This is a genomic window from Halorussus salinus, from assembly GCF_004765815.2.
In the GTDB taxonomy this organism is placed as follows: domain Archaea; phylum Halobacteriota; class Halobacteria; order Halobacteriales; family Haladaptataceae; genus Halorussus; species Halorussus salinus.
The window spans coordinates 70,419-95,411 of sequence record NZ_ML974129.1 but is presented as its reverse complement, the minus strand read 5'-3'; the positions used below and the strand labels follow the sequence as shown (position 1 = coordinate 95,411).

Here is a 24,993-nt window from a genome sequence, read left to right as displayed (position 1 = left end):
GCCCGCCGTTATGCTTTCGGGTTCGGCGAGCGGCGGGCGTCGGCGCGAGACGCCCCGACCGGACGGCCACCCGAAATCCGGCGGCGACCGAAACCGGCCGACAACGGCAATTATTTCCACCGAGACCGTCACGTGGTGTACATGCGAGACGCCTACCTCGTCGGCGCGGCCCAGACCGACTTCGGGTCGTTCCCCGACGAAAGCTACCGGTCGCTATTCACCAGCGCGTTCGAGGCGGCCCGCGAGTCGGTGCCCGCGGGGATGGACCCCGAGGAGGTAGACGAGGCGGTCGTCGGCACCCTCGGCGTCGGCGGTCGCCAGTTGGGACTCTCCGGCCCGGCCGTGACCGAACACGTCGGCCTCCACGGCATCCCGACCACGCGCGTCGAGAACGCCTGCGCCGCGTCGGGCTACGCCGTCCGGCAGGCCGTCCAAGCGGTCCGCTCGGGGATGGCCGACGTGGTGCTTGCTGGCGGCGTCGAAATCATGACCGACGCGTCCGGCGACGCGACGAAGTACTGGCTCGGCGTCTCGGGCGAGACCGAGTGGGAACGCCTCTCGGGGACCACCTTCGCGGGCGTCTACGCCCAGATGGCCGACGCCCACATGGCCGAGTACGGCACCACCACCGAACAACTCTCGCACGTCGCGGTGAAGAACCACCGCAACGGCGCGAAGAATCCTCACGCACAACTGGGCTTCGAGTGTTCGCTCGAAGACGCCGAGACCGCCCAGACCGTCGCCGACCCGCTGACGCTCTATCACTGCTGTCCGACGACCGACGGGGCCGCCGTCGCACTGATAGCGAGCGAGGAGGTCGTCGGCGAGTACACCGACGACCCGATTCGCGTCGCGGGCGTCGGCGCGGCGAGCGACGCGGTGGGCCTGTTCCAGCGCGACAGCTACACCGGCATCGAAGCCTCCCGGCGCGCCGCGGAGACGGCCTACGACCGCGCCGGGGTCTCGCCCGACGACCTCGACTTCGCGGAGGTCCACGATTGTTTCTCCATCGCCGAGATTCTGGCCTACGAGGACTTGGGCTTCTGTGCCCCCGGCGAGGGCGGCCAGTTGGTCGAGTCCGGGACGACCGCGCTCGACGGCGAGTTGCCGGTGAACTCCTCCGGGGGGCTGAAGTCGAAGGGCCACCCAATCGGCGCGACCGGTGCGGGACAGGTCGCCGAAGCCTTCAAGCAACTCTCGGGCGACGCCGGAAATCGGCAGGTCGAGGGCGCGACCCGCGGCCTGACGCACAACGTCGGCGGGAGCGGCGGGGCCGCCGTGGTTCACGTACTCGAAAAAGAACGGGAGGTCGAGGCATGAGCGACCGCGAATCCACCCCGCCCGAGGAGCAACCCGCAATCGAAGCGGTCGGAGCCTACGCGCCCCGATTCCGCGTCTCGGCCGAGGAGTTCGAGGCCGCGTGGGGGCAGTTCCACGCCGCGGGCGTCCAGTCGAAGGCGGTGCCGGACGCCGACGAGGACGCGGCGACGATGGCCTACGAGGCCGCGACGCGGGCGCTGGACGCCGCCGACCGCGACGGGTCGGACGTGGCGTTTCTCGCGTTTGCGTCCACGACGCCCCCGCTTGCGGAGGAAGACCTCTCGGCCCGACTCGGCGGGATGCTCGGGGTTCCGGCCGACGCGACTCGCCACGTCTTCACGGGGAGTACGCGCGCCGGGACGCGGGCGCTCGATGCCTCACTGTCGGCCGGACCGTGGGGTAGCGAGGCGTCCGGGGAGCGCGAGGAGGTCGGCCTCGTCGTCGCCGCCGACTGCCCCCGAGGAGAACCCGACAGCGCCGAGGACCACGCCGCCGGAGCGGGCGCGGCCGCGTTGCTCCTCTCCGAATCGGGAGCGGGCGAAGTCACCGCGCGCGCCGAGTACGCCGAGGAGTTCCCCGGCACGCGCTTCCGGCGCGCTGGCTCGGAGACGGTCGAAGGACTCGGTGCGACCGGATACGAACGACAGGCGTTCACCGAGACGCTGGCCGGAGCGGTCGAGCAGTTGGAGTACGACGGCGGCGAAATCGACGCCGCCGCGGTCCAAGCGCCGAACGGCAAGCTGCCCTACCGCGCGGCGGGCGCGCTCGGCGTCGAGACCGACCGGATTCAGCGGTGCGCGACCGTCCACGAGTTGGGCGACACGGGCGCGGCGAGCGTGCCGCTCTCGCTCGCCGCCGCGCTGGCCGACGGCGACGAGCGGATTCTGGCCGCCTCGTTCGGGAGCGGCGCGGGCGCGGACGCCCTGCTGGTCGAGACCCGCGGGGATGGCGGTGAGGGTGGCGACGGCGACGAGAGCGCCGTCGTCGCCGCCGACCTCGCGCTCTCCGAGGGCGAGCGAGTCAGCTACGCCGAGTACCTGCGCAAGCGCGGGGAACTCACGTCGGGACCGCCGGACGGCGGCGGAGCCTACGTCAGCGTGCCCTCGTGGAAGCGCACGCTCGACCAGCGCCATCGACTCGTCGCCGGTCGGTGTCCCGACTGCGGCGCACTCAACTTCCCGCCGGAGGGTGCCTGCAACGACTGCAAGACGCTCGTGGAGGAGTACGACGAGGTGGCGCTGACCGGCGAGGGCCGCGTCGAGGCCGCGACCGTCATCTCGCAAGGCGGGGCTCCGCCGGAGTTCGCCGAACAGCAGGCCCAGTCGGGCGACTTCGGGGTGGCCGTCGTGGCCTTGCGGGGTCCCGAGGGCGGCGAGGCCAGCGTCCCCGCGCAGGTCGTCGCCGCGGACCCCGAAAGCGTCGAAATCGGCGACGGCGTGGAGACGACGATGCGGCGCATCTACACGCAGGAGGGCGTGACTCGGTACGGATTCAAAGTTCGGCCGCAGGGAACGCAGTGACCGAGGAAGACCTCGAACAATCTACACAGTCCCGAAAAGCCTAATAATATTTCTTTGAGAACGGAATAGGCACCCGAACCCGGTGAGACCGCCGGAGTGAAAAAGCACTTGCCACCCGAGCGTAACCTGTGGACGTGTCCGAGTGGTCCTCCCACCTCCGCCTCGTCGTCGCGCTGGCGCTCGTGGCGAGTCCGTTCTGGCTGTTGCCCGACGCGGGAGCGACGACCTACGAGTACGAGGCCGAGGAGGTCCAGTACACCGACCACGTCACCGGGACGCTGTGGGCGACCGGCCAAATCGAGGGGCTGGCCTGCGACGACTTCGACGACTTCGGCAGGCAGTGCGTCCTCGCGGCCCGCGTCGCCCAGAACGGGCCGGTGGTCGTGAACCAGACCGGACTCCTCTCCCGCGCGTACGAGTTCGACACGAAGTACGTCATCGTGGAGGACAGCGGGACCGGCAAGCCGTTCTACCGCTGGCGGATAAACCGGACCGAGATTTCCGACGACCGGTACCGCGTGACCTACGCGCTGGAGGAGGTCACGCCGCCCGAAATACTGCGGAACATCTCTGTCGCGCCCGGCGACCTCTCGGAGAAAGGCCAGCGGGCGCTCGACGGCGAGGAGGTCCGCACGCGCGGCGAACCGCTCGACGCGGCCCACAGGACCGTCCGGGCGAACGGGACCTACTACTACCTCGCCGAGGAGCGGGCTCCTCGCGGCGCGCCCCCCGAGTGGCAGGCGACCGTCGGGCAGGTGGCGGCGGTCGCCGTCGGACTCGGGTTGCTCCGGGGGCGGTGGTCGCGCGAGACTTGACTCCGACGCTAGACGAGGAGACCACGCCCGAGAGATAAACGCTTAACCCCACGCCGAACGCCGTTCTATCCGACATGAACGACCTGCAAGTCGCCGTGTTGGGAGCCGGGACGATGGGCCACGGCATCGCCCAAGTCTCGGCGATGGCCGGACACAGCGTGACGATTCGGGACATCGAGGAGAGCCTCGTGGACGAGGGCATCGACGCCATCGAGGAGAACCTACAGGGCGGCGTCGAGCGCGACAAGGTGTCGGGCGACCAGAAGGCCGCGACGCTCTCGCGCATCTCTGGCACGACCGACCTCGCGGCGGCCGTCGCCGAGGCCGACCTCGTGGTCGAGGCGGTCCCCGAGGACGTGGACCTCAAGAAACAGACCTTCGAGGAGGTCGAGGCGGCCGCGCCCGACGACGCCGTCATCGCGTCGAACACCTCGTCGCTCCCCGTCACCGAAATCGTCTCGGCGCTCGACGACCCCGGTCGGGGAATCGGCCTGCACTTTTTCAACCCAGTCCACATCATGCAGTTGGTCGAAATCGTCGTCGGCGAGCAGACCGACGACGAGACCGTCGAGTTCGTCACGGAATTCGTGGAGAACGTCGGCAAGACCGGCATCGAAGTGCAGGACACCGCCGGGTTCGCCTCGTCGCGCCTCGGGGTCGCCTTGGGCGTCGAGGCGATGCGGATGGTCGAGGAGGGCGTCGCCAGCCCGCGCGATATCGACCAGTCGATGGAACTGGGCTACAATCACCCGATGGGACCGGTGGAACTGGGCGACGTGGTGGGGCTGGACGTGCGACTGGACATCCTCGAACACCTCCGCGACGAGTTGGGCGAGCGGTTCCGCCCGCCCCAGATTCTGCGCCGGAAGGTCCGGGCCGGGAAACTCGGCAAGAAGACCGGCGAGGGGTTCTACGTCTGGGAGGACGGCGAAATCGTGGGCACCTCCGGCGACTGGGGTGACGACGAATGAGCGACGGGAGCGAACGCGAGAACGGCGACGCCGCGCCCGGCAGTCCCGAAGCGGTCGGCGCGGAGTGCGAGACGGTCGAGGTGTCGGTCGGCGAGCGCGTCGAACACGTCGCCACCGTCACGCTCTCGCGGCCCGACGCCCGCAACGCCTTGAACGCCCAACTGCGCGCCGAGTTGAAGGACATGCTGGACGCCATCGAGGCCAGCGACGTGCGCGTGGTCGTTCTCACCGGCTCGGACGAGTCGGGCGCGTTCGTCGCGGGCGCGGACGTGACGGAACTGCGCGAGCGCGGCCCGCTCGAACAGCGCGAGGCGAGCAAGCGCCCCAGAGTCTACGAGTACGTGGACGACCTCGAACAGCCGGTTATCGGCGCTATCAACGGCCACGCGCTCGGCGGCGGTTGTGAACTCGCGCAGGCCTGCGACACGCGCATCGCCCGCGAGGGAGCGAAGTTGGGCCAACCCGAAATCAACCTCGGCATCATGCCCGGCGGCGGCGGCACTCAGCGACTCCCCCGACTCGTCGGCGAGGGCCAAGCGATGAAGCTGATTCTCTCGGGCGAACTCATCGACGCGGGAGAAGCCCGCGACATCGGACTCGTGGACGAGGTTCACGACGAAGCGGAGTTCGAGGAGCGCGTCTACGACCTCGCGGAATCGATGGCCGAGAAGAGTCCCCTCGCACTCGAATTCGCGAAGAAGGCCGTGAAGGCCAGCAGTCGGATGGAGTTGGAGCAGGGCATCGAGTACGAGGCCGAACTGTTCGCCCACCTGTTCGCCTCCGAGGACAAGAACGAGGGCATCGACGCCTTCTTCGAGGACCGCGACCCCGAGTGGGAAGGGACGTAGTCACCCCGACTCGTCGCCCGCCCGCTCCCAGTAGGTCCGGAACAGCTCCGTCCCCCAGTCGAGCGCGGCTTCGGTGTCGTTCAGCAGGACGCCACGGAGGTCCCCGGTCTCGTCGTAGACGATGAGGACCAACCCCTCGCCCTCGGCGACGACGAGTCCGAACGGCAGTGTCTCGCCGGTCCGACGGACCGAGAGGTTCCCACTGGCCAGCGCCTCTCGAAGGCGCTCGTCGTGGTTCTCCCGCAGGTACTCTACGACCGGGGCCTCCAACACGAGGTCGGCGGTCAGGTCGTCGGCGACGACCTCCTCGTGAACCATGTCCACGTACTGCGGGAGGACGACCGGCGTGAACCCGACCACGCGGTCGGTCCGGCGCACCACCTCGTCAATGTGTTCGACCGGGCCGGTCGGCGCGTGGCGCTCGCCGCGGACCGTCTCGGCCCCGACGAGCAAGTCGGTCGTCACCGGCACGTCGGCGGGGAGCGCCGACAGGAGCGACGCGGCGTCGGTGACGGCGGCCGCGCGCGACTCGAACGCCCGGCACTCCTCGGCGAGGAGACGACCGACCAGCGTGAGCGCCACGCCCGCGTCGGTTTCGGTCACGAGTCCGAGGGCTTCGAGTTCACGAACCGCCTTGTAGACCGTCGAACGCGAGAGGTCCAACTCGTCGCGCAGGTCGCGCTTGCTCGTCGGTTCGTCGGCGAGCCGGTCCAGAAACGCCGTGCGCTTGACCACCGTCGAGATACACTCGCGGAGGTCGGAGTCGGGTTCGTCGGTCATGTAGTAGTTCGCAGTTGTGTGACTATCGTGTATTCCAACGCGAGCGACGTATTCGTTTCGGCACCGCTTTGCGGAGCGTCTCGTCGGGAGTTGTTTCGAGGATTCGGACGCGTTTCGACCCTCGAAACGTCGGTACCGCACTCGGACGCGAGTCCGACGCCGAATCGTGTCCGGTCGAGTACAATCAAATACGCCGGGCCCCTTGATTCGGTGAACTCGCTGTGGTACCTCATGATAGGAAATCGAGACGGTTCGACACCGCCCCGAATCACCCCCGAGTCCCCGGCGACCGACCTCACGCCCGAGCGACTGTGGAGTCTGCTCGGCGACTCGCTCCGGCGGCGCGCGCTCCGCGCGCTCGACCCCGACGAGGGGCCGGTCGCGCTCTCGGAGTTGGGCGACCGACTCGCCGACGAGTCCGACTCCAGCGTCGAAATCAAACTCCACCACGTCCACCTGCCGAAACTGGACGAGGCCGGACTCGTGCGCTACGACGCCGACGAGAACGCCGTCGAGGCCCGACCGCGCCCCGACTGGGCCGACCGGTATCTCGAACTCTGAGCGCGGCGACGCGAGGAGTCGCCCGGCGCGGCGCGACGCAGACTCCCTACCGCATCAGTTCCCCGCCGTTGACGTTTAGCGTCTCGCCCGTGACGAACCCGGCGTCCCGGAGGTAGGCCGCGGCGTCGGCGATGTCCCGCGGTTGGCCGAACCGCTCGACCGGTATCTCGGCCATCTCCGCCTCTTTCTCCGCCTCGGTCCGGTCGGCGGTCATGTCGGTCTCGACGTGACCGGGCGCGATGGCGTTGACCCGAATCTCGGGCGCGAAGTCCCCGGCGTGGCTCTTGGTCAGCCCCAGAATCCCGGCTTTCGAGGCGGCGTAGTGACACTCGACCGGCGCGCCGGTGTGGGCCAGAATCGAGGAGACGTTCGTGACCGAGGGCGTCGGCGCGGGGTCGGCGTCGGCCTCCTCGCTCGCCGCCTCTCCGTCGGCCGCCTCGCGGAGGTGCGGCAGGGCGGCCTTCGTCACGTTGAACGCGCCGTTGACGTTGGTGTCCATCACGCCGTCGAAGTCCTCGGGCGACAGCTTCTCGGTGTAGACGTGCTGGTCGATACCCGCGTTGTTCACCACGTGGGACAGTCCGCCGAAGGCCTCGACGGCGGCGTCCACGAGGTCCGCGGCCTCCTCGGGGTCGCCCACGTCGGCCCGGACCGCGATTGCGTCGCGTTGGGTCTCCCGCTCGATAGACTCGGCGACCGCTCGCGCCTGCTGGGCGCTGGAGACGTAGTTGATCGCCACGTCGTAGCCGTCGCGTGCGAACCGTTCGGCGACTGCCCGACCGATGCCCCGCGAGGAGCCGGTGACGAGTGCTGCTGGCATACCGCAACCACCGCCCGCCGGGACCTTGGCGTTTGGGTCTGGCGAACGCGACGAGTCTCGGAGGTCGGGGGCTCGGACTTCGCGGTTTGGACCTCGGCGCTTCGGACCTCGACGTTTATCACCTGCGGGCGTCATGCGACGGACATGAGCGACCCCCAGCGCGAGCGTTCCGGCGGCGAGTCGAATCCGGGGGAGGACCCCGAACTCGACGACCTGCTGGACGAACTCGAAACGCTCGAGGAGACCGTGGACGACCCCGAGGAGTTAGAGCAGGTCCGCGAGACGATGCGGGTCGCGCGCCGGGTCTCGACCCCGAGCGCGTTCGGTCGGGTCATCCGGGGGTTCGACCGCCACGACGCCGCGGAGGCGGCGGTCGGGAGCGTCCTCATCGGGGTTCCGATGCTCGCGGAGGGCGGCACCTTGGAAATCGGGGCGCACCTCGCGACCCACCCCGCCCTGCTGGTCGCCACCCTATTCGCGACGGTGGGACTGGTCGTCGGCGTCCTCTACGTCGCGGAGATTCAGCAGGTCGAAATCTACCAGCCGTTCTTCGGCGTGGTCCCTCGCCGACTCGTCGGCGTCCTCACCATCTCGTTTCTGAGCGCGACGCTCCTGATGACCGGGTGGGGCCGCATCGACTGGACGACGCCGTGGCTCGCGCTCTGCCAGACGACGGTCACGTTCGTCCCGATGGCCGTCGGCGCGGCGCTCGGCGACATCCTTCCGGGGTCGTGACGGACGCGAGTCGCGGTCGCTCGTCGTCGTCCGCCGCGGCCCGGAGGATTTGTCAAGTGTACAATCAGACAACACAAAGTATATCTGTGTCGTGCGGGTATTGGTACCTGTTCACACAGAACTTCTGGTGAGACGTATGATAGAATGTCCACACTGCGGTTCGGACCTGAATCGGCAAGCGAAGACTCAGACGCGGCGGAACGGCGAACCACTCGGCGGTAAATCGACCGGTTCGGAACTGGTCTCCTGTCCCGACTGTGACGGGACGATAGACGGGTTCACGGCGCACTGACTCGGGCGAACTGCCACTCTTCCTTTCGGCCTTCAGAGCGACGCCAGCGCCTCGCGGGCGTTCTCGACGGCGGCCTCCTTCTTGGCGGGGTAGGCCTCGACTTTGGCGCGGAACGTGATTCCCTCGCCCAGTTCGGCCCCGCCGCGGTAGGCCGCCTGCTTGTCGAGTCGGAGGAACAGCGAGCAGTTGTCGTCCACGCGGTCGTCGAGTTCGTCCAGCAACTCCTCGGCGTCGGGCAGTTCGGCCACCTTCGAGAGGACGTGGCGCATCTCGTCGGCGTTCTCGACGCGCGCCGAGAGAACGAGGATGCGGTCGCCGTGGTGGCCCTCGCTGGTCGCGCGCTCGATTTCGAACTCGTCGGGGAGGTAGGTCCGCAGGGCCTGCTCGACGCGCTTGTCGTCCTCGGTCGCGTAGCAGAACGCCCGCAGGTCGATGTAGTGGAACGGAACTTCGGCCATCGAGAGGAGGTAGACCCCCCGGACGGAAAAAGGCGTTTCGTTCGCACGGGACGGCGAGCGCGCTGTTCGTCGTCTGGCAGTCCGGAAAACGCGGGGTCGGCGTTACTCTTCGTCTTCGACGGCTTCCAGCGAGTCCTCGGGGATGCCGGTCTCCTGTCCGTCCTCGAAGCTGACGGTGTAGGTGCTGTCGCCGAACATCGTGTCCATGACCTGTGTAATCTGGCCCTCTTCGCCGTCGTACTCGCTGTGCTCGTCGTGCAGGATGACGTGGTCGTCTTCCTCGAAGCTCATAGGTCGTCGTAGCCTCGCTGATGGTAAAAACGACCCGGTTCGGCGTCGGGCCGCAGGTCGGCCGACCGGCGGCCGGACCCCCGCACCGACTCTCACTCGGTGGTGGTGCCAGTGCTATCCGCGCCGGTCGTTGCAGTCCCACCGACGCCGACTTCGACGCCCGTCGCGTCACCGACGAACGCCGCGAAGTCGGTCACGACGCGCTCGGCGACGTGGTTGCGCTCGAAGTACTCCTCGGCGTTCGGCTTCCCGCTACCGGGCATGAACAGGTGATTGAGGCGGTCGTACCGCCGGAGCGTGGCGTTCGACTCGCCGTCGAGCGCGTCTCTCCAGCGGGGGAGGTCCTCCTCGACCGTGACCTGATAGTCGCGCTCGCCGAACAGGAGCAGTCGCGGAATCGCGAGGTCGCTCGCCGTCTGGAGGTGGTCGTACTCCGCGAGCGTGCGCCAGTACTCGTCGCCCCCGAGGTGGACCACCTCGTCGTCGGGGAAGTCGAGACTGCGTATCTGTTCGGCGATTCGCCGCGAGCGGTTCAGTTGTTCCTCCTCGGCGTCGGTGACGGTTCCGTCCAGTTCCGCGAGGTACCGGTTCTGGTCGATGATAGCGTCGCTCGCCGACCGGGCCAGCGGCGCAAGCATGACGACGCCAGCGAGGTTCCCGTCGCGGGCGGCGATGCGCGGTGCGAGGGTTCCCCCGAGGCTGTGGCCCGCGACCACCACGTCGTCGTCCGTCACGAGGTCGGTCTTGCGAAGCTCCTCGACGGCGGTGAGTGCGTCGTTGGTCACCACCTCGTCGATGGTTATCTCCGCGAGGTTTACGTCGCAGGCGGCGGTGCGCTTGTCGTAGCGGAGGACCGCCACGCCGCGGGAGGCCAGCCCCCACGCGAGGTCCTTGTAGACCTTGTTCGGGCCGAAAGTGCCGTCGCGGTCTATCGGACCAGACCCGTGGACGAGGAGGACGCCCGGCGCGCGCTCGACGCCGTTCGGCAGGGTCAGGGTCCCCTCCAGCGTGCAGGCGTCGGTCGCGGAGAGCGAAACCGACCGCTCGGTGAACGACGACTGGTCGGCGTACGCGGGCGAGGTCCACTCCTCGGTCACGCGCTGAATCCGGAACCCGGCGATGGCGTCGCCGCCGAAATACAGGATGACCTCTCGGCGGCCGCGGTCGAACTCCGCGATTCCGGTCACGACATCGTAGCCATTCTCCGACCCAACCTCTAGGGCCGTGAGCGTGCTGAAGCTACCGATTTGGGACTTCAGCCCGGACCAGACCTGCTGGAGTTGCTGGACGGAAAGCTGGTCGGCCATGTTCGCGTCGAACCGACCGTGGGCCTCCTCGAAGGAGCCGTCGGCGAGGAGGCCCACGAACTCCTTCGCCCGGCGTCGTAGCTCCTCGGGGTCGGAGGCGTCGCTGGTCGTCTCGTCGGTCGTCGTGGTCTCGGACGGTGTAGTCGTCGCGGGGGTGGAGGTCTCGGTCGATGCAGTCGTGTCGGTGGCGTCGCCAGCGCCCTGACAGCCAGCCAGCAGTGCGGTCAGGCCCGTGCCGACAGCGGTCAGGACGTTGCGTCGGTCGAGTCGTGTCATGGGTGGAAAGCCGTGGAGTCGTCAGCGGGGTCGCTGCGTAAAGGTCGTTTGTCGTAAAGCTCCCTTTACAGTAAAGTACTCTTTACACTCGATATTAAAACTGGCGGTGGAGCTGTCGGCCGGGAGACGAGTCCGGCGTCGGTTCGGCCGACCGAAGGCTTATTCGGTCGGCCGGACAACCCACGGAGTATGACTTTGCGCTCGCCCTCTCCCGCGGTTCGACCCGCTCGCTGTCAGTCGATTTCGTCCGCACGACGCTCCGATGACCACAGTTGACGACCTGTGGTATCTCGCCACCCGAGCGAACCAGCGCGCCGAACAGGCCCACCATCGCCTGACCGACGGCTACGACGACTTCCTCGAACGCCGCCACAGTCGCCGGGTCTCGCGCTCGCGGTTCCGCACGCTCGCGGAGCGAATCGCGGAGTTCGGCGCGCCCTACGGCGCACACTCGGTCGTCTACCGACCGTCGGGCGAACTCCTGTTGGTCTGGCACGCGGGCGTGGACATGTGGGTCGTCCCCGGCGGGGAACCCGACCCCGACGAGTCGTTTCGGCGGGCCGCCGAGCGCGAACTCGCCGAGGAGGCTGGCGTCGAAGCCAGTTACGACGGACTGGCGATGAACGTCCGGGTCGAGGTCCAGTGCGACGACTACGCGACGTGGGGCGTCCTCCCCCTGTTCGAGGCCCGCGTCGAGGACGACGTGACGCCGGAACCGGAAGACCCCGACGGCGAGGTCACTGACGCCGACTGGTTCCGGGACCTGCCCGAGAACACCCGCGACCGCGAGGACCTGCGGGCGTGGCGCGAGTTCGCGCTGGAGTAAGTCGGTATGCAAGCGACGGAGGCCATTAATTTTGAGCGCGGAACATTACGACGACGGGAGTCGTGCGTTAATTTCGAGACCTGACATCGACAGTGAGGGGCGCACTCTACGGTCGGTGTCGTGGGAGAACACATGAGCGACGAAACACTGTTACCGACCGACGGAAGACTCGACTACGACGAGACGAACGACTGCTACACGACGACGTACGACCCGAGCGAGGAGTCGCCGAGCGAAGTGACGGTAAACGCCGTCGCCGCCGTCGAGGAGTGCGACCCCTCGGAGATGGAACCCCTACAGCACTCGGTGGACGCCGAGGCGGTGGACGACCTCTTCGCGCGGACGCCCGGCGGGCGCGTCCGCGAGTCGGGGCGCGTCGAGTTCCGACTGGCCGACCACCGGGTCGTGGTCGAGGCGGACGGGGACGTGGAGATTCACCCTCGGACGTGAGAGACCCTTCGTGGCCCGTGTCCGCTCTCGGGCGCGCTACTCGTGGGAGACGCCCTCGCGGGACTCGGCCCGCTTGCGCCGGAGCGCGGCCCGCGCGTTGCTGGCGTCGTAGCCGAAGTAGACGTTCTCGGCGTACTCGTCGGCGACCTCCGCGGCGTGAATGAGGTTGTCCACGTCCACGTCGACCGCGTAGAGTTCGACGCTGAAGGGTGCGTCCAGCGCGTCCTCGAAGCCGCTGGCGATAGTTTCGAGCCAGTAGGTCGTCTCGTAGGCCATGTCGTAGAGGGGGACGACGAACTCGTCTACGTATTCGGCGAGGGCGTCCACGTCGAGTCCCGACCGCTCGTAGAGGTGGCCCGGATACGGGTCGGGGTAGAGCGTGAAGTAGGTCGTGCCGGGAATCCGGTCGGCGGCCGCGGCCGTGAACTCGGTTATCACGTCCGCGCGCCACTCGAAGCGGTCCTCGAAGTCGCTGGCCGCGAACCGCTCGTCGCATCGCTCGCAGTGACAGTACTCCGCGCGCGGGAACCCCACGTCGTCGAGGCGAACGTCGGGGTTCGCTTCGGCGCAGTCGGAGACGATTTCGAGGACGCCCTCCCGGTAGTCCTCGCGGGTCGGACAGACGTACGCCCAGTCGAAGTAGCGGCGCTCGCGGGTGGCGAGTTCGCCCGCGTCGCTGACCGCCGCGAGGTCGGGGTCGGCCTCGACGGCGGCGTTGTCCCCGAAACACGACACCATGTTCACCGCCCCGGCGAGGGGTTCGGCCGACCTGCCGGTCACGTCCTTGACCTCGAAGAAGCCGCGGTCGAACTCCGACCAGTCGAGTTCCTCCTCGTTGCGCGTGACGACGCCGTACATACCCGCGGTTGGTCGTCTGCGCGGGTAAGTGGTTCGCTCTCGGGCGGTCGCGTCTCTCTCCCAGCCGGGACTGCGTCACCCGCCCGCGACTGTCTCCCTCTCTACGACTACACCCCTTATCCGCGACTGCACCCCTGCGGCAACGTCGCGTTCGTCGGCGCGGGCTGGTTCACCGACTCGACCGACCAGTTCGAGGCCGCTCCTCGGATGACCAGCGCCTCGCCGACCGTGCCGTTCTCGACGGTGATGTCGGGTCGCTCGTCGCCCGCTCCGGGCGCGACCGAGGAGTTCCCCGTCGCGCGCTGGCCGAGCGACGCGTTACCACAGAGGATGGCCGCGTCCACGACGAGGCGGTCGATGACCACGCCCGAGACGGTGTCGTTTTTCGTCCACTGGCGGTCGATGGTCCGGTTCTCGACGTTCGGGTCGAAGAAGCTCCCGCCGGGCACGTCGAGGATGGACTTGTTCCGGATGACCAGTTTCCGGGCGGTGACGTTCTGCATCCGAGCGCGGTCGAGCGCGAACCGACCGACAGAGACGTTCGAGAGCGTGACGTTCGCCCGACTCCCGTTCTCGGTCGTGGCGTTCCGGACCACGACGTTCTCGACCGTCGCGTTCAGCACCGTCGAGTTGCGTATCAGCCACGTCCGAACCGTCACGTTGTTCAGCGACACCTTGTACTGAGCGAACGAGTCGTCGGCGTCGGACGCGGTCGCGTTCGACGGAGCGGACGCGGGCGCAGTAGCGTTCGGCGCTGACCGAGCGGACGGGGCGGCGTCGGTCCCGAGGCCGACGACCGGTCCGACCCCGGCGAGCAGGACCGCGAGTGCGAGCGCGACGGCGGGAAGTGGTCGAGCGTTCATCTCCGAAGGGCTACTCCGAGGCCGGAAATAAACGAAAACGACTGTTCTGTCCGTTTTGTCTCGTAACGAAACGTTTCGTGCAAAGTAGTCGCCACTTATCCCGATTCACGACCGTGAATCGGGGTCGGCACGTGGTCGAGTCGCGGGCCGTCACCGCGGTGTCGTCCCGCGAATCGTTCCCCGAATCGCTTGCGCTACTCGACGGCGATGTGAGCCGCGAGGTCCTCGCGGACGATGGTCTCGCAGTACTCACAGCGCACGCCGTCGTCCAACACGTCGAACTTCGTCTCGACCGGCTCGTTCTGGTTCGTGATGCAGTTGTGGTTCGGACAGGAGAGGACGCCGACCACGCGCTCGGGGCGTTCGAGATACTGCTTCTCGGCGACTTCGTACTCCCGGATGATGTTGATGGTCGCCTCGGGCGCGATGAGCGACAGCACGTCCACCTCGTCTTGGCTCAACTCGCGGCCCTCGACTTTCACGATGTCCTTGTGGCCCATCCGGTCGCTCGGGACGTTCATCCCGACGCTGACGGCGTCGCCCGACTCGCCGTCGATGCCGAGGATGGCGAGGACGTTGAGCGCCTGCCCGGCGCGGATGTGGTCGATGACGGTCCCCTTCGGAATCTTGCTGACGCGGAGTTGGTGGTCGCTCATTGTCCTCCCTCCAGCATCTGGTCGAGGAGTGCCATCCTGACCGGCACGCCGTTGTGAGCCTGCTCGAAGTAGGTCGCGTAGTCGGTGTCGTCCACCTCGGGCGCGATTTCGTCCACGCGGGGGAGCGGATGCATCACGGTCAGGTCGTCTTTCGCCGGTTCGAGCGTGTCGAGGTCGATGCCGTACTCGCCCGCTATCTCCTGATACTCGTTCTCGTCGGGGAACCGCTCGCGCTGGATGCGCGTGACATAGAGCACGTCGAGCGAGGGCAGAATCTCGTCCAGTTCCGTGTGTTCCCGGACCATCGCGCCCTCCTCGTGGAGGTCGTAGCGCACGCTCCGGGGCAGTTGCAGACTCTCGGGGCTGATGAAGTGCTGGTCGGCGTCGAAGTTCGTCAGCGCGTGAGCCAGCGAGTGGACGGTGCGGCCGTACTTCAAGTCGCCCATGATGCCGATGGTCAAGTCGTCCAGCCCGGCGTTCTCCCGAATCGTGTAGAGGTCGAGCAGGGTCTGGGTCGGGTGGTGGCCCGCGCCGTCGCCCGCGTTGAGCAGGGGCACGTCCACGAACTCCTCGACCATCTTGGCCGCGCCCTGACTCGGATGGCGCAACACGAGCGCGTCGGCGTACCCCTCGATGACGCGGGCGGTGTCGGCCAGACTCTCGCCCTTCTTGACCGACGAGGACTCGACGGTGCCCATGTCCACCGTGTCGCCCCCGAGGCGCTTGATGGCGGTCTCGAAGCTCATCTTCGTCCGGGTACTCGGCTCGAAGAAGCACAGTCCCAGTATCGACTCCTCGTGGCGGTCCCCGAACGCGGCGGGGTCGGCGTCGAACTCCGCCGCCCGGTCGAGGACCGACTCTACGTCCTCCCGAGAGAGCTGTTTCGCAGTTATGAGGTGGTCGTCCCGCATTGGTAGAGTAGGATAGCGGACGCGTCTTGAATCTCTCGGAGTGAGATTCGAAGGCCGAGTGAGTGGTCACTCGAACATCCGTAGCTATGCATTAAAACGGAAATATTTCCATAGAGTGCAGAGGCGTACCTCGTCGAAGGACTGACACCCGACCGGCCAGCACGACGACCGAGGAGTCCGCCCCGAGGGCTTAAGTCCGAAGCCGCGACGAACCTCGGCCGGACGTGTCGCTCTGGTCGCGGAAGTTGCGCGACCCGAGCGAGCGGTCGCGGGCAGATAGCTGGCGAGTCGGTCAGCAGTGTCGCTCGGCGGCGGACCCACGTACGCCGCCCCACCCCGTGACTACTAGTCCGACTAATCCGAGAGGACGGAGCCAATGGCCGAATCTTAACGGTCTCGGCGACGGAACGACAGGCATGCCGACCGTCTACATCACGGCACCACCCGAAGCGGAATCGCAAATCGCCGAAACGCTCGTCGAGGAGCGCCTCGCGGCCTGCGTCAACAGCGTCTCCTGCTCGTCGGTCTACCGGTGGGAAGGCGAGGTCCACCGGGACGACGAGGTACTCCTGTTGGCCAAGACCACCGACGCGGGCTACGACCGACTCGAAGCGCGGGTCAAGGAGCTACACCCCTACGACGTGCCCTGCATCGAGCGGTTCGAGGAGGGCGACGTGCTGGACTCGTTCGCGGCGTGGCGCGACGAGGAGGTCGCTTCCGCGGGACCGTATTCGGACGGTGAGTAAGACGCGACGGAGCGTCGCGGAGCGGTAGCTACTGGCGACCCCGACGAGACCGCACAGCAGACGCCGACCGCATCGCGACCGCACGGCGAACTGTCGCCAACAAACGGGAGTCACCGCGACCGCCACCGCACCGCGACAGCGGCCGCGCGCCTCACGCCTCCCCAGCCTCGCGGCCGCATCCGCGGCCGCTCCCTCGCGCGGTGGGCGCGGGCACGAGGCCCGCGCCGCACGCGCCGAGTCAAAAGACGAGCCGCCTCGCTGAGTCCGACGCCGTTCAGGCGCGCTCTCGAAGGTCGTCCAGCACGCGGAGCGTGCCCTCGGAGTACGACTCGTCCAGTACCACGTCCGCGGCGCGTTGGGCCTTGGCGTCGGCGTTGGCGACCGCGTAGGACTCGCCAGCGACGCCGAAGGTGGACACGTCGTTCTCCGAATCGCCGATGGCTACGAACTCGTCGGGGTCGCGGTCGAGGAGCCTCGCGACCGACTTCAGGCCGATGCCCTTCTCGATGCTGGGCGACTTGACGTGGTACGCGAAGCCCGTGTCCACGACCTCCAGCCCGTGTTCGGCCGCGAGTTCTTCGAGCGGCCCGAGCGGTTGGTCGCGGGCGACCGCAATTTCGGTCTCTCGCCACCGGTTCGTGAGGTCGGCCGAACCCCACCCGAGGTCGTGGCCCGCTGCGACGTACTCCTCGGCGACCCGGCGCGCGGCCTCGCCGTCGCCGTTCGTCGTTAGCTCCTCGCCCGAGAGGACGACGCCGCCGTTCTCGGCGATGACGTTCTGCTCGACGTACATGAAGTGACAGAGCGCCACAGGGTAGGGAAACGCCTTCCCGGTGGCGAGGACGACCGGCGCGTCCCACTCGGGAAGCACGTCGAAGAATCGCGGGTCTACGGAGTCGTCGGGCCGGGTCATCGTGCCGTCGATGTCGAGGACGAGCGGCGGAACCATGCCGTAGCGTCGGGGCGCGGCCCACAAAAAGCGGTCGTTCGGACGTTCGACAGCGACTCGGCCGCGACGCGCTCTCAGTCCGAGTAGGCCACGTCGCCTAGTCCCTGTGCTTCAGGGAAGAGTCGGTCCCGCGTCGCCAGCGCGACGCGGACGAGCGCGAGCATCACCGGGACCTCGATGAGCGGCCCGACGACCGTGGCGAGCGCGACGTTGCTCGTGATGCCGAACACCGCGACGGCGACCGCGATAGCCAACTCGAAGTTGTTCGAGGAGGCCGTGAACGCGACACTGATTCCCTCGGCGTAGCTGAACCCGAGCGCGGCGGACGCGCCGTACGCGAGCGCCCACATCCCGGCGAAGAAGACGAACAGCGGCACCGCGATGAGACCGATCTGTTCGGGGTTGTTCACGATGTACTCGCCTTTGAGCGCGAACATCACAACGACGGTGAACAGCAGGCCGAGCAGTCCGAGCGGACTGATGCGCGGGACGATACGCTCGTAGTAGGCCGCTTCGCCCACGGTTCGGAACGCGACCTGCTGGGTGAGATAGCCCAGCAGGAGCGGCAGGCCGAGGAAGACCAGCACGGTCTGGGCGATGAGCGAGACGGAAACGTCCACTCCGGTCCCGCGGAAGACGGTCAGGAACACGAAGGCGTAGGGGACGAACAGCACGATTTGCAGGAGGCTGTTGACCCCGACGCAGACCGCACACATCTCTTGGTTCCCGGCCGCGAGTTCGTTCCAGACCAACACCATGGCGATACACGGCGCGATGCCGACGATGATGAGACCGGTGACGAACTCGGGGTGGCCACCGAGAAAGAAGACCGCGAGGCCGTACATCACGAACGGCGCGACGAGCCAGTTGAACGCGAGCGTCAGTCCGATCTCCTTCCGGGCGGTTCGGGTCACCTTCGGGATGCGCCCGTAGTCGATTTCGGCCATGATGGGGTAGATCATCACGAAGAGGCCGACGGCGATGGGGAGACTCGTCCCGTTGAACGTCACCGCGTTCAGGAGGTCCGCGACGCCCGGCACCGCGTAGCCGAGGCCGACGCCCGCCAGCATCGCCAGTCCAATCCAGACCGTGAGATACCGGTCGAGGAGGCCGATGTCGTCGCTCATGTATCGCCCTCCTCGGCGTCGGCGACCGCCAGCAGTTCCGCGGCGAGGTCGGTCGCGTCGTAGTAGCGCCAGTTACCGTCTTTCCGGCGACTGGCGAGTCCGGCGTCCACGAGGTCCGAGAGCGCGTGACTGACCGCGCTCTCACTCACGTCCACCAGCGGTTCGAGTTCACAGACGCAGAGTTCGTCGTCCGCGGTGGCGAGGGCGCGGGCGAGTCGGTAGCGCGTCTCGTCGCCGAGGACGGCGAACACCGGTCGGGCCGGGTCGTCCGCGAATGCGTCGTCGGCGAGCGAATCGAGTTCCGAGAGCCGTCGGTCCACGTCCGCGTCGCGACACTCGCCGAGGTCGTCGGCGAGGAGGCGGCGGAGTCGGTCCGTCGTGTCCGTCATACCGGCAGATTGAGCCGAGATTCAAATAGACGTTGCGGTGTGAACTCGCGTTCAGATAGCAGACGTGACGGCGGGCCGCGCGGGGAGTCATCACTACGCTGAATCGAGGTCGAAGTCCGAAGAAAGACGAAACGTCCGCCGGAGCGGTCGGTTCGACCGCTCAGAGGCCGAGCGTCGGCACCCAGACGCTCTGGGGGAAGACGCCGACGATGGCCAACACGGCGATGAGGAACGTGCCGACCACGATGGCCGCGGCAGGCGGGTCGAAGTGAGTGTCGGCGTGTGCGTAGAAGATGCGCTGGACGAGTTCGCCGACGAGCGCGCAGACGACGCCGAAGACCCCGCCGACCACGAGCGCCGAGGAGAGCGGAATCGCGGCCGCGACCTCCGCGGGCGGGGCCGTCGAGACCGCCATTCCGGCCGGAGCCAGCGCCAGCGCCGCGGTGCTGGCGGGCAGGCTGATGTGGTGGGTCACGGGAATCTTTTCGACGCCGCAGTTGAGGAAGACCAGACTCGCCGCGCTGATGCCGAACGCGAGGAACGGACTGCCAGTAGTGTAGGCGGTGAACGCCGCGAGGATGCCCACGACGAGGCCGATCATCGCCACGTTCGCCCACTTGTACTGGTGGGGAAGCCACGGTTCGACGACGAACCGGCCTTCCGCGGTCCCACCGTCGGTCCGAGGCTCGCCGCCGTCCGCGACGGGTTCCCGCCCGCCGTCGCCGTCACCGGTCGCGGCCTCGCCGATGACCCGCCGGTCGCCGTCCTCGAACGGCTTCATGTTGAGGATGCCGCCGCTGGTGTCGCCGATGAGGTCGTAGCCGAGGACGACGCGGTGGATGACAGCCGACAGCACGACGCCCATCGCGATTGGGTCGTAGGGCATTCCGGCCGTCGAGGAGGCCACGGTCAGCCAGTAGCCGACGATACCGAACGCGCCGCCGACCGCCAGCACGTCGGGCTTGGTGCCCTGCGCGAACGCGATGTCCTTGGCGTTGTGGTAGTCGAAGCCCGACTCCATGTAGCCCTTCTTGGCGGCGTAGGCGGCCGCGGCCGCACCGCCGGCGAAGCTGATGGCCGGGGAGAACACCGGTCCGAACGCGATTGAGCCGGTGATACCGACCGCCGCGAGTTCGCCCGCCACGCCCGCGTCGGACGCGCCAGCGACGGTTTTGCCGATGACGTTGGCCGCCTCGCCCGCGATGACCATGAAACCGGTGAAGATGAACGCCGGGAGCGCCCCGAGCGCCGCGCCGAACGCGCCGCCCGCGAACGCCGCCAGTAGCATCTCGACCGCCCACAGGTCGGCCCAAGCCATCTTACGTTTCCCCCCCGTCGCGCGCCCAGTCGGTCGCGCGCTCGACGGCGTCGTCCCACCGCTCGTACATCTCGTCGGCCTCGTCGCGGTTCATCTCCGGTTCGAACTCGCGGTCCACGCGCCAGTTCTTGCGGAGTTCGTCGGGGTCGTCCCAGTAGCCGACCGCGAGTCCCGCCGCGTAGGCCGAGCCGAGCGCGGTCGTCTCGTCCACCTCGGGGCGGGCGATTTCGGTGCCGATGATGTCGGACTGGAGCTGACAGAGGAAGTTGTTCTTGACGGCACCGCCGTCCACCTTCAGGCTCTCCATCTCGATGTCGCTGTCGGCGACCATCGCCTCGGCCACGTCGCGGGTCTGGTAGGCGATGGATTCGAGCGTCGCGCGCACGACGTGTTCGCGTCGCGTCCCGCGGGTCATCCCGACGATGGTGCCCCGAGCGCGCTGGTCCCAGTGGGGTGCGCCGAGACCGGTGAACGCCGGGACGACGTAGACGCCGTCGGTCGAATCGACGCTCCGGGCCAGCGTCTCGGACTCGGCGGCGTCCTCGATGAGCGTCATGTCTTCGAGCCACTCGATGGCCGCGCCCGTGACGAAGATGGCTCCTTCGAGGGCGTACTGGACGGGTTCGCCCGAGCGCTGGAACCCGACCGTCGTGAGCAGGCCGTGGTCGCTGTCCACCGCCTCGTTGCCCGTGTTCATCAGGAAGAAACTCCCCGTGCCGTAGGTGTTCTTCGCGTCGCCCGCGTCGAAGCAGGTCTGGCCGAACAGCGCGGCCTGCTGGTCGCCGAGCGCGCCCGCGACCGGAACCTCCGCGCCGAGGAACCCGTCGGGGTCGGTCGTGCCGTAGTAGTCCTCGTCGCTGGAGGGCCGGACCTCCGGCAGGCACTCCTCGGGTACGTCGAACTCCCGCAGGAGGTCGTCGTCCCAGTCCATCTCGTGGATGTCGAACAGCATCGTCCGGGAGGCGTTGGTAACGTCGGTGATGTGGTTCCCGGTGAGATTGTAGATGAGCCACGAGTCGATGGTGCCGAACATGATTTCGCCCTCGGCCGCCCGCGACTTCAGGTCGGCCGGACGAGCGCGCTGGGTCTTGATGGGGTCGGCGTTGTCCAGCAACCACTCGGCTTTGGTCGCCGAGAAGTAGGCGTCGGCTTCGAGACCGGTCTTGGCTCGGATTTCGTCTACCTTTCCTTGTTCTTCTAGCTCCTCGACCCGGTCGGTCGTCCGTCGGTCCTGCCAGACGATGGCGTTGTGGACCGATTTGCCGGTGTCCCGGTCCCACAGCAGCGTCGTCTCGCGCTGGTTGGTCACGCCGATGGCCGCGAGTTGGTCCGCGGTCAGTCCGGCGTCTTCGAGCGCCGACCGGACGACCGACTTGGTGTTCTCCCAGATTTCGACCGGGTCGTGTTCGACCCAGCCGGGTTCGGGGTACATCTGTTCGTGCGTCTCGTAGGAGTTGGCGACGACTTGGCCGCCGTGGTCGAAGACCATGAACCGAGTACCGGTCGTCCCCTGATCTATCGCGCCGACGTATGTTTCCTGAGTCATGGATGAGTTACCGTAGTTACCGTCAACCACTACCGCGTTCGCGGCATCGTGAGTAGTTTACGCACGGTGCCGCTCTACTGGTAAACAATATTGACTTTCATTATAAAACTTTCGCAGAAACGCTCTCTATCGGAGTACATCGTCTAGAAATAGCTCAAATTCGACGTTGGAGAAATCATTTACCGCGAAATATGGAATGGCGGTAAAGTAAAGTGTCGTGGGTGCGAGTTTCGAGAAAAGGAATGACAGCTACTACGGACGTTCTCGTCGTCGGCGGGGGTTCCACGGGCACCGGCATCGCACGGGACTTGGCGATGCGAGGAGTGGACGTGACGCTCGTCGAGAAGGGGAACTTGACCCACGGGACGACCGGGCGGATGCACGGACTCCTCCACAGCGGCGGTCGCTACGCGGTCTCGGACCGAGCGAGCGCCGAGGAGTGCATCGAGGAGAACCGCGTCCTTCGGGACATCGCGAGCCACTGCGTCGAGGAGACCGGCGGCCAGTTCGTCCAGTTGGAGGGCGACCCCGACGAGTACTTCGAAGAGAAGTTGGAGGGGTGTCGGGAGTGTGGCATCCCCGCGGAAGTCCTCAGCGCCGAGGAGGCCCGCGAGGAGGAACCCTACCTGACCAAGGACGTGAAGCGCGCAATTCGGGTCCCGGACGGCGCTATCGACCCGTTTCGACTCTGCGTGGCCAACGCCATCAGTGCCGAAAACCACGGCGGACGCATCGAGACCCACGCCGAGGTCGTGGACCTGCTGGGCGATTCGGACCGCGTGACCGGCGTAAAAGTCCGCCACGACAGCGGTCCCGGCAAGCGCACCCACGGGAAGGCGGGGGAGACCGAAGAGATTCGCGCCGACTACGTCGTCAACGCGACCGGCGCGTGGGCCGGGCAGATCGGCGAGATGGCGGGCGTGGACATCGAGGTCCGACCCTCTAAGGGCGTAATGGTCGTGATGAACTGCCGCCAAGTGGACACCGTTATCAACCGATGCAGGCCGAAGGGCGACGCCGACATCGTGGTGCCCCACGAGACGACGGCCATCCTCGGCACGACCGACGAGGAGGTCGCCGACCCCGAGGACTACCCCGAGGAGCGATGGGAAGTGGACTTGATGATAGACGAGTTGAAGCGACTGGTCCCCATCCTCGAAGAGGCCCGGACGGTCCGGTCGTTCTGGGGCGTCCGGCCGCTGTACGAACCGCCGGAGGTCGGCAGTGCCGACCCGACAGACATCACCCGCGATTACTTCCTGCTGGACCACGAGGACCGCGACGACCTGCGCGGACTCACTTCCATCGTCGGCGGAAAGTTCACCACCTACCGGATGATGGCCGAGGAGATAAGCGACCACGTCTGCGAGCAGTTGGGCGTCTCCGCGGCGTGTCGTACCGCCGACGTGCCCCTGCCCGGAAGCGAGGACGAGTCGGTCTTGGACGCCGGGATGGACCGCTTCGGCCTGCGCTCGCCGGTCGCGCGCCGGAGCGCCCAACGTCTCGGGTCGAGGGCCGACGACGTGCTGTCGTCGGCAGACCCGAACCCGGTCGTCTGTGACTGCGAGGCCGTCACCCGCGCGGAAGTGCGGGACGCCATCGACCAGTCGGGCACCGACCTCAACGCGGTCCGCATCCGGACCCGCGCCTCGATGGGCAACTGTCAGGGCGGGTTCTGCTGTCACCGGATGGCCAGCGAACTCCACCCCGAGTTCGACGAACCGAAGGCCTACGCCGCGCTCGACGAACTGTTCGAGGAGCGCTGGAAGGGCGAGCGCCACGCCCTCTGGGGCGAACAGCTCTCGCAGGCCGCGCTGAACTACGCGCTCCACGCGACGACGATGAACCGGGACCGCGACCCGGTGGCCGACGGCCAGCGCGACGAGGAGACCGAATCGTTCGACTTCGACGCGTTCGACGCGGGCGAGTCGGGCGCATCGAGTCGGGCGGACACCGACACCGCGGACGCCACGGGCGTCACCGACGGAGGGCGACATGGCGATTGAGGACGACGTGACCGTCATCGGCGGCGGTATCGCGGGCATGACCGCCGCGCTCGCGGCCGCCCGCGACGGTGCCGAGGTCCGACTCCTCTCGCACAAGGACTCGACGCTCCGGAGCGCGAGCGGACTGGTGGACGTGTTGGGATACCCGCCCCGGTCGGCGGCCGACGCCGCCGACAGCGACGAGGAGTCGGAAGAAGCGTCGGCGTCGAGTAAGGACGGCCCGGTCGCCGACCCCTTCGAGACGATTCCCGACCTGCCCGACTCCCATCCCTACAGCACCGTCGGCGTCGAGGGCGTCCGCGACGCGCTCGCGCTCTTCGACGAGGTGGTCGGCGACCGCTATCGGGGCGGCCACACCGACCGCAACGCCTTGGTCCCGACCCACGGCGGGTCGGTCAAGCCGACCGCGCGCTACCCCGCGACCGCCGCGGCCGGACTGGCCAGCGACGACCGAAGTGTTCTCCTCGTGGGCTTCGAGACCGTCACGGACTTCGACGCGCCGCTGGCCGCCGACCACCTCGAATCGACCGGCGTCCCGTTCACCGCGCGGGGAGCGACGATTTCGTTCCCCGGCGACTTCCGGGTGGACGCCAAGATTACGCGCCTCGCCGACGCGCTCGACGCGAACGAGCGCGTCGCGGTCGAGGGAGACGGCTACACGACCGAACTACCCGCTCGCACGGCGCTCGCGGAGACCGTGAAACCGCTCCTCCGGGGCGAGGAGCGCGTCGGGTTCCCCGCGATTTTGGGCCAGCACGACCCGGCGGAAGTCCGCGCGGACCTCGAATCCGAACTCGGCGCGGCCGTCTTCGAGGTCCCGATGGGACCGCCGAGCCTGCCGGGGATGCGCCTCGAAGGCGCGCTCCTGTCGGCCTGCCGGGAGGCGGGCGTACGCTTCACTACGGGGAACCCGGTGGTGGACTACGAGACGGCGGCGAGCGCGGCCGACGACCGAATCGCCGCGGTCCGCGTCGAGCGCAACGGCGCGACGATTCCGTTCCACGCCGACCAGTTCGTGCTGGCGACCGGCGGGTTGGTGGGCAAGGGCATCGACTCGGACCGCGAGGGCGTCGAGGAGCCAATCTTCGACTGCTACGTGGCCCACTCGGCGGACCGCTACGACTGGTTCGCCGACGACGCCTTCGGCGACCACCCCTTCGCGCAGTTCGGCGTGGCGACCGACGACGACCTGCGACCCCTCGACCGGGAGGGAGACGAGGAGTTCGCGAACCTGCGGGCCGCCGGGGCGGTGCTGGGCGGCTACGACTTCGCCGCGGAGAAGTCCGGGAGCGGCGTCTCGCTCGCCACCGGCGTCGCGGCCGGACGGAGCGCGGCCAGTGAGGTGACGAGGTGA

Annotated in this window: 26 protein-coding genes; 12 read left to right on the top strand and 14 right to left on the bottom strand. The window is 67.8% G+C overall.

The features are described 5' to 3' along the window. Positions 1-141 precede the first annotated feature (141 nt). The 5 genes from EPL00_RS12305 to EPL00_RS12285 all read left to right on the top strand — a co-directional run bounded on the left by EPL00_RS12305 (position 142) and on the right by EPL00_RS12285 (position 5,474). Positions 142-1,320, top strand: coding sequence for a thiolase domain-containing protein (locus EPL00_RS12305; protein ID WP_135854465.1), 1,179 nt, complete (start codon positions 142-144; stop codon positions 1,318-1,320). Next, complete coding sequence (locus EPL00_RS12300; RefSeq protein ID WP_135854464.1) at positions 1,317-2,840, top strand: zinc ribbon domain-containing protein; 1,524 nt, start codon at positions 1,317-1,319, stop codon at positions 2,838-2,840. Before EPL00_RS12305 ends, EPL00_RS12300 begins: the two co-directional genes overlap by 4 nt. A gap of 134 nt (positions 2,841-2,974) precedes the next feature. Further along, a complete protein-coding gene (locus EPL00_RS12295; RefSeq protein WP_135854463.1) occupies positions 2,975-3,655 on the top strand; it encodes a hypothetical protein in 681 nt (226 codons plus the stop codon). An 83-nt stretch (positions 3,656-3,738) separates the two neighbouring features. Continuing rightward, positions 3,739-4,626: a 3-hydroxyacyl-CoA dehydrogenase family protein gene (locus EPL00_RS12290; protein WP_135854685.1), complete on the top strand. Its 888-nt coding sequence runs from the start codon at positions 3,739-3,741 to the stop codon at positions 4,624-4,626. Beyond that, on the top strand, positions 4,623-5,474 hold the full coding sequence (locus EPL00_RS12285; protein WP_135854462.1) for an enoyl-CoA hydratase/isomerase family protein: 852 nt from the start codon (positions 4,623-4,625) through the stop codon (positions 5,472-5,474). The genes EPL00_RS12290 and EPL00_RS12285 overlap by 4 nt, the downstream gene beginning before the upstream one ends. Here the strand turns inward: EPL00_RS12285 and EPL00_RS12280 are convergent, their stop codons facing one another. Continuing rightward, complete coding sequence (locus EPL00_RS12280) at positions 5,475-6,254, bottom strand: helix-turn-helix transcriptional regulator (RefSeq protein WP_135854461.1); 780 nt, start codon at positions 6,252-6,254, stop codon at positions 5,475-5,477. It lies immediately after the preceding gene. Between the two features lie 231 nt (positions 6,255-6,485). Here EPL00_RS12280 and EPL00_RS12275 point away from each other — a divergent pair, with 231 nt between their 5' ends. Continuing rightward, the gene (locus EPL00_RS12275) at positions 6,486-6,815 is read left to right on the top strand and encodes a DUF7344 domain-containing protein (protein ID WP_135854460.1); all 330 of its coding nucleotides are present in this window, start codon (positions 6,486-6,488) and stop codon (positions 6,813-6,815) included. Positions 6,816-6,861: 46 nt separating this feature from the next. On the opposite strand, the gene EPL00_RS12270 is transcribed toward EPL00_RS12275, so the two are convergent. Continuing rightward, entirely contained in the window at positions 6,862-7,635 is a 774-nt protein-coding gene (locus tag EPL00_RS12270) for an SDR family oxidoreductase (RefSeq protein ID WP_135854459.1), read from the bottom strand. Positions 7,636-7,779: 144 nt separating this feature from the next. Between EPL00_RS12270 and EPL00_RS12265 the strand changes: the two genes are divergently transcribed. Beyond that, complete coding sequence (locus tag EPL00_RS12265) at positions 7,780-8,370, top strand: DUF2391 domain-containing protein (RefSeq protein WP_135854458.1); 591 nt, start codon at positions 7,780-7,782, stop codon at positions 8,368-8,370. Positions 8,371-8,694: 324 nt separating this feature from the next. Here the strand turns inward: EPL00_RS12265 and EPL00_RS12260 are convergent, their stop codons facing one another. The 3 genes from EPL00_RS12260 to EPL00_RS12250 form a co-directional block, all read right to left on the bottom strand. Continuing rightward, complete coding sequence (locus EPL00_RS12260; protein WP_135854457.1) at positions 8,695-9,120, bottom strand: RNA-binding protein; 426 nt, start codon at positions 9,118-9,120, stop codon at positions 8,695-8,697. Between the two features lie 102 nt (positions 9,121-9,222). Further along, positions 9,223-9,411 (bottom strand): DUF1918 domain-containing protein, encoded by a 189-nt coding sequence (locus EPL00_RS12255; RefSeq protein ID WP_135854456.1) that lies wholly within the window; start codon positions 9,409-9,411, stop codon positions 9,223-9,225. A 92-nt stretch (positions 9,412-9,503) separates the two neighbouring features. Further along, entirely contained in the window at positions 9,504-10,994 is a 1,491-nt protein-coding gene (locus tag EPL00_RS12250) for an alpha/beta hydrolase (RefSeq protein WP_135854455.1), read from the bottom strand. 262 nt (positions 10,995-11,256) lie between these two features. Here EPL00_RS12250 and EPL00_RS12245 point away from each other — a divergent pair, with 262 nt between their 5' ends. Together EPL00_RS12245 and EPL00_RS12240 are read left to right on the top strand one after the other, a co-directional pair. Continuing rightward, positions 11,257-11,820, top strand: coding sequence for an NUDIX domain-containing protein (locus tag EPL00_RS12245; RefSeq protein WP_135854454.1), 564 nt, complete (start codon positions 11,257-11,259; stop codon positions 11,818-11,820). Positions 11,821-11,952: 132 nt separating this feature from the next. Beyond that, positions 11,953-12,270, top strand: coding sequence for a HalOD1 output domain-containing protein (locus EPL00_RS12240; protein ID WP_135854453.1), 318 nt, complete (start codon positions 11,953-11,955; stop codon positions 12,268-12,270). 36 nt (positions 12,271-12,306) lie between these two features. On the opposite strand, the gene EPL00_RS12235 is transcribed toward EPL00_RS12240, so the two are convergent. The 4 genes from EPL00_RS12235 to pyrB form a co-directional block, all read right to left on the bottom strand. Further along, positions 12,307-13,128: a hypothetical protein gene (locus EPL00_RS12235; protein WP_135854452.1), complete on the bottom strand. Its 822-nt coding sequence runs from the start codon at positions 13,126-13,128 to the stop codon at positions 12,307-12,309. A 116-nt stretch (positions 13,129-13,244) separates the two neighbouring features. After that, positions 13,245-13,991 carry a hypothetical protein gene (locus tag EPL00_RS12230; RefSeq protein WP_135854451.1) on the bottom strand — a complete coding sequence of 249 codons (747 nt, stop codon included), beginning with the start codon at positions 13,989-13,991 and terminating at the stop codon, positions 13,245-13,247. Between the two features lie 194 nt (positions 13,992-14,185). Further along, on the bottom strand, positions 14,186-14,647 hold the full coding sequence (gene pyrI / locus EPL00_RS12225) for an aspartate carbamoyltransferase regulatory subunit (RefSeq protein WP_135854450.1): 462 nt from the start codon (positions 14,645-14,647) through the stop codon (positions 14,186-14,188). Beyond that, entirely contained in the window at positions 14,644-15,558 is a 915-nt protein-coding gene (gene pyrB / locus EPL00_RS12220) for an aspartate carbamoyltransferase (protein WP_135854449.1), read from the bottom strand. Before pyrB ends, pyrI begins: the two co-directional genes overlap by 4 nt. Positions 15,559-15,974: 416 nt before the next feature. On the opposite strand from pyrB, the gene cutA reads away from it, so the two are divergent. Further along, on the top strand, positions 15,975-16,304 hold the full coding sequence (gene cutA / locus EPL00_RS12215; RefSeq protein ID WP_135854448.1) for a divalent-cation tolerance protein CutA: 330 nt from the start codon (positions 15,975-15,977) through the stop codon (positions 16,302-16,304). 274 nt (positions 16,305-16,578) lie between these two features. Here cutA and EPL00_RS12210 read toward each other — a convergent pair whose 3' ends face one another. From EPL00_RS12210 to glpK, 5 genes are all read right to left on the bottom strand, one after another. Further along, positions 16,579-17,253 carry an HAD-IIB family hydrolase gene (locus tag EPL00_RS12210; RefSeq protein WP_135854447.1) on the bottom strand — a complete coding sequence of 225 codons (675 nt, stop codon included), beginning with the start codon at positions 17,251-17,253 and terminating at the stop codon, positions 16,579-16,581. A 74-nt stretch (positions 17,254-17,327) separates the two neighbouring features. After that, positions 17,328-18,380, bottom strand: coding sequence for an ACR3 family arsenite efflux transporter (arsB, locus tag EPL00_RS12205; RefSeq protein WP_135854446.1), 1,053 nt, complete (start codon positions 18,378-18,380; stop codon positions 17,328-17,330). Continuing rightward, positions 18,377-18,769 carry an ArsR/SmtB family transcription factor gene (locus EPL00_RS12200; protein WP_135854445.1) on the bottom strand — a complete coding sequence of 131 codons (393 nt, stop codon included), beginning with the start codon at positions 18,767-18,769 and terminating at the stop codon, positions 18,377-18,379. The genes arsB and EPL00_RS12200 overlap by 4 nt, the downstream gene beginning before the upstream one ends. Positions 18,770-18,929: 160 nt before the next feature. After that, the gene (locus EPL00_RS12195; RefSeq protein WP_135854444.1) at positions 18,930-20,087 is read right to left on the bottom strand and encodes a hypothetical protein; all 1,158 of its coding nucleotides are present in this window, start codon (positions 20,085-20,087) and stop codon (positions 18,930-18,932) included. A gap of 1 nt (position 20,088) precedes the next feature. Continuing rightward, on the bottom strand, positions 20,089-21,633 hold the full coding sequence (gene glpK / locus EPL00_RS12190; protein WP_135854443.1) for a glycerol kinase GlpK: 1,545 nt from the start codon (positions 21,631-21,633) through the stop codon (positions 20,089-20,091). A 242-nt stretch (positions 21,634-21,875) separates the two neighbouring features. Here glpK and glpA point away from each other — a divergent pair, with 242 nt between their 5' ends. Both glpA and glpB read left to right on the top strand, forming a co-directional pair. Continuing rightward, complete coding sequence (glpA, locus tag EPL00_RS12185) at positions 21,876-23,639, top strand: anaerobic glycerol-3-phosphate dehydrogenase subunit GlpA (protein ID WP_135854442.1); 1,764 nt, start codon at positions 21,876-21,878, stop codon at positions 23,637-23,639. Continuing rightward, positions 23,629-24,993, top strand: coding sequence for a glycerol-3-phosphate dehydrogenase subunit GlpB (gene glpB, locus EPL00_RS12180; RefSeq protein WP_135854441.1), 1,365 nt, complete (start codon positions 23,629-23,631; stop codon positions 24,991-24,993). Before glpA ends, glpB begins: the two co-directional genes overlap by 11 nt.